The following is an 8,881-nucleotide window of genomic DNA, read 5'->3' as shown; positions in this document are numbered from 1 at the left end:
ATCCATGCCCCCAATTCCTCAACTGCTTTTCGTAAGCATGGGTCATTTCCTTCATTTGCCCCAAGATAAACCGTTATATTCATTAAAAATTTCCTCCTACAACTTCCGATTTTGGGATTATTTCTTAAACAGCTCAGAATGTGAACCAAGGCGATAAAGCATCAAAAGAAGAACTTCTCCACGAATCTCATAAATAAGCAGCCGGTCTGGTTCGATGTGACATTCACGCGTGCCTTTATAGTTGCCTGTAAGATCATGATCTCTGTATTTTGCTTCCAGCATACCGCCATTCGCCAGAATATCGATTACCTCAAACAGCTTATCAAGATTTTTATTTTGCTTTTTGGCAAGCTTCAAATCCTTTTTAAACTGATTGGTAAACTAAATGTCGTATTTCATACATCGAGAGCTGCCTTAAGCGCATCCATACTGGAATAATGCGGAGTAGAAGGATCCTTCATCATTTTTCTGCCGTCCTCAATAGCAGCGGCTGTGGTATCATTCGGTACTTCCAGTTTTAATTCAAAAGGAATACCATGCTCACGGATAGCGGTTCTCAGGAATATATTTACAGCAGTTGTCATATTCAGACCAAGCTCATTGAAGATTTCCTCCGCCTGATCCTTGATTGCCTTGTCTGTACGAATATTTAAATTAGTTGTTGCCATACAGAACACCTCCATTCAAGTATAGTATATGCAGAAATTCGGGTGATGTCAACACAATGTCATTATACAAGCTGTGAATTTTCTGTTAAAATGCATCGAAGTCCTTCTGCGTAGCAATCTGCGAATAGGCTTTGTACTCATCATTGCTGCTTTCCGCGTACATGTCGTTCACCATTCCGATTGTGAGTAAGTCAAGATCCCGGATGGAGATGCCGAGCTGTACGCAGCGAAGCAGAAACAATGGTGTGGTCATCGGGCGGTCAGTTGCGTGAAGTTTTTTTAGACTCCATATCCGTCTGGACATTCAGGTCACACGCGATACCAAACACTATAACCTTCAAATGATCATTGCCGTAGGCTTCAAGGTCAATTCCGAGCGTGCCGTACAGTTTCGTAAATGGGTAAACCAGATCGCCAAGGACTACACCATAAAAGGCTGGGTGATGGATGATGAACGGCTGAAACGAGGAACGTATCTGACAGAGAAGTATTTCGACGAGCAGTTAGAGCGTATTCCATGTTCCATTCCTCCTATCCTATACACTGATGTGATATTTTGTGAGCGTAAGGAGTGGATAGGAATTGAAGAAAGGAGTTCAGCATGAGAAGAAAAAAAAATAGAAGCAATGGCATTACTGCTTTGTATGAAAGACTGTCTCGTGATGATGATAATGCTGGAGAGAGTAACAGTATAGTTCATCAAAAGCAAATGCTTGAAGATTATGCTATGAAACATGGTTTTACGAATCTTGTTCATTTTACCGATGATGGTTGGAGTGGAGCGACCTTTGACAGACCTTCATGGAACAGACTTGTTGAAGGTGTTAAAAACGGAGAAATCACTACCTGTATCTGCAAAGATATGTCCAGAATTGGCAGAGATCATCTGCAAGTAGGTTTTTTCACTGACATTCTGTTTAGAGAAAAGGAAGTTCGATTTATAGCAATCAATAATGGTATTGACAGTGACCGTCAAGAAACCAGTGAGTTTGCCCCTTTTCTGAATATCATGAATGAGTGGTTTGTTAGGGACACAAGTAAGAAAATTAAAGCTGTACTGAAATCCAGAGGTTCTTCCGGCAACGCTCATACAAGTAATATCCCACCATACGGCTATTTGAAAGACCCAGAAAACCCCGACCATTGGATTATTGATGAAGAAGCTGCTGAAGTAGTCCGCAGAATTTATCGTATGACTATTGAGGGAAAAGGACCTTATCAGATAGCAAGAGAACTTTCAGAAGAAAAAATTGAAAGACCATCTTATTATCTTGGCAAAAAGGGACTTGGAAATCATGCAAGCAACTATGACAAAGAAAATCCATATATGTGGCGAGGAAATCAGGTTACTACTCTGATTGCCCGACCAGAGTATATCGGAAAGACTGTCAACTTCAGGACATTCAAAAATTCCTATAAGGACAAAAAAGTGAAAAGGGCAAATAAGGAAGATTGGGTGGTTTTTGATGATACACAAGAGCCTATTGTTGATGAAGAAACATGGCTGCTTGCTCAAAAGTTAAGACAGAATGTAAGAAAAGCAGATCCTATGGGCGAGCCTAATGTTCTAACCGGAAAGATTTACTGTGCTGACTGTGGTGCGCCGATGTATAATCACAGGCAACGAAAAGGGCGTGAAAGAATATACTATACTACCAAAGGCGAAAAGCGGATAAGCCATTCAAATCCGGCAGATTGTTATGAATGTTCCACTTATAATCTTGCTTATCAGAAGTATGATCGGCACTGTACTTGCCACCATATTTCAACAAAAGCACTTAAAAGCATCATTCTGAAAACCATACAAGAGACTTGCCATTATGTTTCTTTGAATGAGCAGGAGTTTGTCTATTCTCTGCAAGAAGAATCGGCGATGAAAGATATTGCTGTTTCTGAAACTGTAAAAAACCGCATTGAAAGAAATCAGAAGCGAGTTCACGAACTGGATATGCTTATCAGGAAAATCTATGAAGATAATGTGATTGGAAGATTGCCGGACAGACTTTTTCAGAGTATGCTTACTGATTATGAAAATGAGCAGAAAGAGCTAAACAAGATTATTGAGACTGACACCGCTGATATGCAACGGATTATAGGCGGTCAAAATAATGTGGAGCGTTTTCTAAAGCTGGTTAAAAAGTATGAGAACATTACAGAACTTACTCCTGCCATGATAAATGAATTTATCGACAAAATACTGGTTCACGAGCCACAAGGCAAAGGTGCAGACCGCACCACAGAGGTGGAGATATATCTTAACTATGTCGGGCAATTTCAAGTACCTGTGGAGCAGCATGAACCAACCGAGGAAGAAAGGATTGCTGCTGAAAAAGAGGCGGAACGACTTCGCAGAAAACGAGAATCCAATCGTAAGTATATGAAAAAGATTCGTGAGAAATCAAAAGAATTTGCGGAGCATGAGCGTATAGCAGAAGAAAAAAGTTCTGATAGCAATGTGTGTGTTGAACAGAACGCCACAAGCAAATCAAATCGGCAAAAAGTGAAAGGAGAAAAAATAGCATGACAGAATTGAAACCACGAATCCATGATGAATGTAACGGTCTGGACTATGTTCTTGTGGGCGATTACTATGTGCCGGACTTGAAGCTGCCGGAGGAACACCGCCCTATCGGTATGTGGGGCAGACTGCACAGGACATATTTGGAGCAGTACCGCCCTGCAAGGTTCTCTGCCCTCTGTTTATCCGGCGAACTGCATACTTACCTTGCTGACCTGAACGAACAGGCAGCGGAAAGGTGCAGCCTTATCATTGAGCAGATGAAAAAAGCCGAGGGCGTGACCGAAACCATGAAAGCAGACAATCAGATGTTGTGGGTACAGTCCATGAACTCTATCCGTAACCGAGCCGAAGAAATCATCAGACAGGAAATGATTTACTGCTGATTTTATCAAGTCTAAAACCAACAATTTTATATCGTCAACGAAGCGACAGGTATTTCCTTATGAAGTGTCTGTCGCTTTTCATTTATCAAACTTTAAGGAGGAAAACACAATGAAGATGAACCGGAATGAAATGGAAGCCCTTTATGCCTTTGGCTGTCCGAACCTGAAAGTAACCGTCGAGCGTTTGCGTATGGTAGCTGCCCTTGCACCCGATCCAGTGGCGAAGAAGCTGTTTTATATGCTTTCCGTCAAGCTGAGTGCTGAGGGTGTTGAAAGGTGGTATCGCTGCTTTTACTGCAAGCTGCGTGTGTTGAAAAACCATAGGGAGGGCTGTTATGGCGAGACTTACGAAGATTGAGAAAGAAACAATCGTTCTCTTTAATGAGGGCGAGGACAAGGCAAATATCTACACCCACAACGCCGGATTGAAAAAGAGGTTGGCTGCTTTTGCTAAGAAGTACCCTGACCTTTGCAGACTGGAAAAATCCAATGTTCAAGGCGGTGTTTCTTATGAGCTGGCAAAGTCCCGTCTGTCTATCCGCTTCCTGCCGCCTTACAGTGAGGAACGCAGACAGAAAGCCAGCGAATATGCGAAAAAGCATGGGCTGAACAGTCAGCAGGGATAATGTGATAATCAGGACTGATATGCGGTTAAAATGTCAGGTACAGACCTGATGTTTTGACCGTTGCCTATCGCCTATGAGGAAAGTATCGGGGACTATAGATTTTGCGGAAATGTGCGTTACAAGGCTTGAACAGGAACTCTGTACACAAAATTTTTTCTTCCATTCTTTAAGTTGATGAAGTATAATGAGATATGAAAAATTGAGGTTTTTAATACTCGATTTCAAACAATCATTTTTATATAGCTGGAACTATGGAGGGCAAAAAATGAATGATTTTTTACGAATGTGTTTGAATATAATTACACAAATAGGCCCCTATTTAGTTGTACTTCTTCTTTGGAAATATCTTGTAAATCTTCAACAAAAGAGAGCTAAAGAACGAGAGGAAGAACAGAAAAAGGGAATAATTAGAACGCATTATACAATAAAAACAGAGAAAACATTGACTATTATATTTGTTTTTGGAATTTTATTTACAGGAGGTTGTACTGTAGCAAGTGCTATCCAACAGGATGATATATTTCCTCCCTTGGTATTTGGCATTGCATTTGTTGTGTTTTTTATAGGCTCATTGAATATGATTATGTGGAAACTGGAAGTGGATGAAGATGAAATCACATGGCGTTCAACTTTTGGCAGAAAGAGAACTTTTCACTTTGAAGATATTACCTATTGCGAGAGAAAGAAAGGTTCTATGCGTGTATATGTAAATGGAGAAAAATTATTTACCATTGATAGTAATATTGACAAAGAAGAATTTATGGAGGACATAAAAAGAAGAAGAATCCCTGTAAAATCTTACTGGGCAAATCAGCATAAGAAAAATCGTAAATGACATAGATTTTATAACAGTACGATGTTAGACAACTGAATATGACCGTCAAGGTCAGATGAAGAAACCGATGTATTGAGCGTAAAGCGATCATGCGTCGGTTTTTCTTATTTCATGAGCTGACAGAATTCCGACTGTATATCACCCGTGAGGAAAGTATCGGTGACTATGGATTTTGCATAAATGCGCGTTACAAGGCTTGAACAGGAACTCTGCACACAAATTTTTTCTTTCATTCGTTAAGTTGATGAAGTATAATGAAAAATAAGATAAAGTTAATTCTTGGAGGTGTTATTCATGTTTGGTTTTAAGAAAAATGAAAAGCCAACGCTCATTATTGAAGCAAAAGATCTAATGGAAATTATCAAGTCTGATTATGATAATGATATGGCTTTTACTCTTATTGAGTTTTCCTATAATGAGAAAAAATATGTGATGGGTTCCTGTGTTTTACCTGCTAACGCAGAGGAATGTAAAGAAAATATATCTTTTATATTTCAAGACAGAGTTTTTGAAAGTTTTGAGGAATTTCAAACTGCTATTATTATAGATAATAAAAACATCTTACAATTAGAAAAACCCCTTGAAATTTTAAGAGCAGGAATTATTGATAATGAGCCTATGCTGAAAACGCCATGGGGAGATAAAAGATTAGCTGATAAAGCTGTTAATAAATAGCGTGTCGCTTTGAAAGGAGTACAAATTTATGGCATTATTGATGTTTAGAACTTTTGGAGTGATTATAGTATCATTTATAGTCTTAATTATGTATGTTTTGCATAGAAAGAAAAATGGGAAGTTTATAAAACGAAAGGCTGTCAATGAAGAAGAAAAAATAAAATATCAAAAATGGGAAAAAATAATCAATGTGATGGCAGTTGTTGGGTTATTGATTCTCGGTATATTTATAACTGTTCCTTGTTGCTTGGATATACCTTATTTACTATCTAACAATTTAGTTGAAGTTACCGGAGAAGTTACACAAGGTGCAATGTCAGGAGAAAACTCTAATAGTGAAAGAAGAATACATATTAGAGATGAGAAAACTGGAGAAGAACATTCATTAAAATATTGGGGAACAGGTAGCGATTTAGGAGATAAGATAACTGTAAGGTATTTACCACACACAGAATATGGGTATGTAGTTGAATAGAATAAAAATAAATATCCTATTTTGTTTTGGGAAATTTGTAGATTACCTGTAATCTGCCACAACTGAATATGACCGTCAAGGTCAGATAAAGAAACCGATGTATTGAGCGTAAAGCGATCATGCGTCGGTTTTTCTTATTTCATGAGCTGACAGAATTCCGACTGTATATCGCCTGTGAGGAAAGTATCGGAGACTATGGATTTTGCGGAAATGTGCGTTATAGGTAAGTAAAAAACTACTTGATAGAGCGTGAATTGAATTGTTCATATCGGTATGATATAATTTACTGAAATGAAGCAAGAAGGTGGACTTTTGTATGAAAAAATTTTTGAAAATATTGCTAATCATTGTAGGAATAGTTTTTTTGATTTTTGCAGCGCTGATATGTATTGGACTGTTTGTTGATTATGATGACCATATTGAAAATGGTCGCTATACTTATGTTCCGGAAGATGACAATAAAGACAATGCATATGTCGAATTCAATTTGAGTGATTACGATAAAAAGGATTCTGAACTCATATATTATAGTTCTGTCGAAGAAGCTATTTTGAATTCTCCTTTGAATGCTGAAAATGAAGAATTTTCTGTTCCAGAAGATTTTCTTAATCATGTTGATGAAATATTGCATATATGGAATGGCAAACAGTATGATACGATTTTCTATCGAGCAGGAAGTGATAACAATCCCGTTCAAGGTTTTGTGATGGCACGCTGCAAAAAACAGGTGGAGGAAGCAAGTGTACAATATGCATTTATGAATGCTACACCGGTTACAACTAAAGCGGATAGCATTCTTATATCTGATATTACAGAACTAATTCGTTCATCTTTAAAATTAAGTGATTTTCAACAGGACTTGAATCCAAATTATCCAGATACCAGATTTGTTTTTGGCTATGCACATGATAAGGAAATTTACTCATTAGAAGTAGAAGGTCAAAAGCCAGATGGTGTTATTGAAATCAATGTATATGACAGAACGATGTATCTATGGTATTATGATGATTTAAAGAGCGACAAGAGAGGAAACAATCTAAGTTATTCAGTAGATGTGCCAGAGTAATTTTTTAAATTGGCTAATCTGCCACAACTGAATATGACCGTCAAGGTCAGATGAAGAAACCGATGTATTGAGCGTAAAGCGATCATGCGTCGGTTTTTCTTTTTGCAAAATAGTCCGGTGGACTGTTTTGTAAAACCGAAGGAACTGACAGAGCTTGGGACGGGGCGAAGTCAGTTTGTTCGGGCGGGAGTACAGAGGGTGCAACCCTTTGTGCATGGGTACAGGGAATGCAATACCCCTGTGCAGGTCAAGGGCGGCAGCCTTGCCCAGTTAAGTGGCGCTTCGCCACTTAATACTGGGTATTACTTGACGCAGAAAGCCGCAAGGAATCAGCTTCGCTGCCCTTCTCCCCTGTCGGGGAAATCAAAAAGAAAAGGAGGAACTCATGTGAAATTAACAAGACACAATGGACGAGCCGGAAAGAATGGCGTTTATAACCCGAAGCACAATGACCGCAGTTTTGACATTGCCAACAGCGAACACATTGACGAAGAACGAGCCAAACAAAATCTCTATTGGGACTGTTACAATGGCTTTCGCAATTTCAAAAATCCCGAAAAGGAAAATGAGCTGTCTGCCACTTTTGAAGATGTGGAACAGCTTTTTTATCGTCAGCGGTATCATGATTTTGTAACAGGACAGAATGAAAGAAATGTGAAGAACCGACACCCTGAAAGAAATAAGGAAACTGGAGATTTACTCAAAAGCAAAAAGACCTGTCCAGAGGAAACGGTCTATCAGATTGGAACGCTTGACAATCATGTTCCGCCGGAATTGCTCATTGAGATCGTCACAGAATTTATGGAAATCGCAAATGAGCGTTTCGGCTCTCATGTCCATATCCTGAATTGGGCGCTGCACTTGGATGAAAGCACCCCTCATATTCACGAGCGTCATGTGTTCGACTGTGAAAATCAATATGGAGAGATTGCCCCACAACAGGAAAAGGCTTTGGAAGCATTGGGGTTTGAACTGCCGGAACCGGAGAAGCCAGTCGGAAGAAAAAACAACCGCAAGATGACTTTCGATTCAGCTTGCCGAGTGCTGCTGTTTGATGTGGCGAAAAAGCATGGCTTACAACTGGAAGAAGAACCGGAATATGGTGGTCGTGCATATCTGGAAAAACAGGACTATATTCTTTTCAAGCAAAAGGAGCAACTGGCAGCACAGGAGCAAAAGTTGGAAGAACTCACGATGAAGATTGAAGATGTGGAAGCTTTGGTGGACGAGGTTGCCGATATTGCCTATGACAAGGCGGTTGAGGTCGTTGCTGATACTGTAAAACTGGAAACGCACAAGGAGGATATTAAGCTGGTGGAGCAGTCTAAGGCGTGGGTTCTCTCCCCTGAGCGTAAGGCTTCAAAGAAAGAAGTTGAGTATGCAGTGAAACGATTGGATGGCGTGATTGGCAGAATCACAAATGCTATGAAATCAACTATTCAGAAAATCCAAACTACGCTGATGAAACCGGAGGTCAAAAAAGCCGGAACGGAGCAAATCAAGAAGAAAGCCAAAAGTTCCATTATAGAGCAGTTGAGCCGCAAGAAGAAGGAAATGGCAGAGCGTGAAGTCAGCCGGACAATTCCGGCGAAAAGCAAAAAACAGGATATGGAACTTTAAGGCACTTGCTAT

Annotated in this window: 11 protein-coding genes and 2 pseudogenes; 10 read left to right on the top strand and 3 right to left on the bottom strand. The window is 39.5% G+C overall.

The window, feature by feature from the left end; translation table 11 throughout:
• Window positions 1-117: 117 nt before the first annotated feature.
• From DW720_RS10385 to DW720_RS15615, 3 genes and pseudogenes are all read right to left on the bottom strand, one after another.
• A pseudogene (locus tag DW720_RS10385) lies at window positions 118-399 on the bottom strand (type II toxin-antitoxin system YafQ family toxin).
• Window positions 396-668 (bottom strand): type II toxin-antitoxin system RelB/DinJ family antitoxin, encoded by a 273-nt coding sequence (locus DW720_RS10380; protein ID WP_118743009.1) that lies wholly within the window; start codon window positions 666-668, stop codon window positions 396-398. The pseudogene DW720_RS10385 and the gene DW720_RS10380 overlap by 4 nt, the downstream one beginning before the upstream one ends.
• An 85-nt stretch (window positions 669-753) precedes the next feature.
• Window positions 754-972, bottom strand: a complete 219-nt coding sequence (locus DW720_RS15615) for a hypothetical protein (RefSeq protein WP_147341928.1) — start codon at window positions 970-972, stop codon at window positions 754-756.
• 1 nt (window position 973) lies between these two features.
• On the opposite strand from DW720_RS15615, the pseudogene rhuM reads away from it, so the two are divergent.
• The 10 genes and pseudogenes from rhuM to DW720_RS10330 form a co-directional block, all read left to right on the top strand.
• Window positions 974-1,183: pseudogene (gene rhuM, locus DW720_RS10375) on the top strand (RhuM family protein); the annotation flags it as partial.
• Between the two features lie 86 nt (window positions 1,184-1,269).
• The gene (locus DW720_RS10370; RefSeq protein ID WP_118749596.1) at window positions 1,270-3,192 is read left to right on the top strand and encodes a recombinase family protein; all 1,923 of its coding nucleotides are present in this window, start codon (window positions 1,270-1,272) and stop codon (window positions 3,190-3,192) included.
• Complete coding sequence (locus tag DW720_RS10365; RefSeq protein WP_117567280.1) at window positions 3,189-3,572, top strand: TnpV protein; 384 nt, start codon at window positions 3,189-3,191, stop codon at window positions 3,570-3,572. The genes DW720_RS10370 and DW720_RS10365 overlap by 4 nt, the downstream gene beginning before the upstream one ends.
• A 109-nt stretch (window positions 3,573-3,681) precedes the next feature.
• Entirely contained in the window at window positions 3,682-3,930 is a 249-nt protein-coding gene (locus tag DW720_RS10360) for a ferredoxin (protein ID WP_117567278.1), read from the top strand.
• The gene (locus DW720_RS10355; protein WP_007488503.1) at window positions 3,908-4,198 is read left to right on the top strand and encodes a hypothetical protein; all 291 of its coding nucleotides are present in this window, start codon (window positions 3,908-3,910) and stop codon (window positions 4,196-4,198) included. The genes DW720_RS10360 and DW720_RS10355 overlap by 23 nt, the downstream gene beginning before the upstream one ends.
• 265 nt (window positions 4,199-4,463) lie before the next feature.
• Window positions 4,464-5,033, top strand: coding sequence for a DUF6560 family protein (locus DW720_RS10350; RefSeq protein ID WP_118743272.1), 570 nt, complete (start codon window positions 4,464-4,466; stop codon window positions 5,031-5,033).
• Window positions 5,034-5,327: 294 nt separating this feature from the next.
• Entirely contained in the window at window positions 5,328-5,708 is a 381-nt protein-coding gene (locus tag DW720_RS10345; protein WP_003023131.1) for a hypothetical protein, read from the top strand.
• A 28-nt stretch (window positions 5,709-5,736) separates the two neighbouring features.
• On the top strand, window positions 5,737-6,183 hold the full coding sequence (locus DW720_RS10340) for a hypothetical protein (protein ID WP_003023134.1): 447 nt from the start codon (window positions 5,737-5,739) through the stop codon (window positions 6,181-6,183).
• A 316-nt stretch (window positions 6,184-6,499) separates the two neighbouring features.
• Window positions 6,500-7,249 carry a hypothetical protein gene (locus tag DW720_RS10335; protein WP_118749595.1) on the top strand — a complete coding sequence of 250 codons (750 nt, stop codon included), beginning with the start codon at window positions 6,500-6,502 and terminating at the stop codon, window positions 7,247-7,249.
• Window positions 7,250-7,333: 84 nt separating this feature from the next.
• Window positions 7,334-8,869, top strand: a complete 1,536-nt coding sequence (locus tag DW720_RS10330; protein ID WP_182428006.1) for a serine/arginine repetitive matrix protein 2 — start codon at window positions 7,334-7,336, stop codon at window positions 8,867-8,869.
• The last annotated feature ends 12 nt before the right edge of the window (window positions 8,870-8,881 follow it).

This window comes from Clostridium sp. AM27-28 (assembly GCF_003480955.1).
GTDB lineage: Bacteria > Bacillota > Clostridia > Lachnospirales > Lachnospiraceae > Otoolea > Otoolea fessa.
This window is presented reverse-complemented; position numbering and strand designations above follow the sequence as displayed.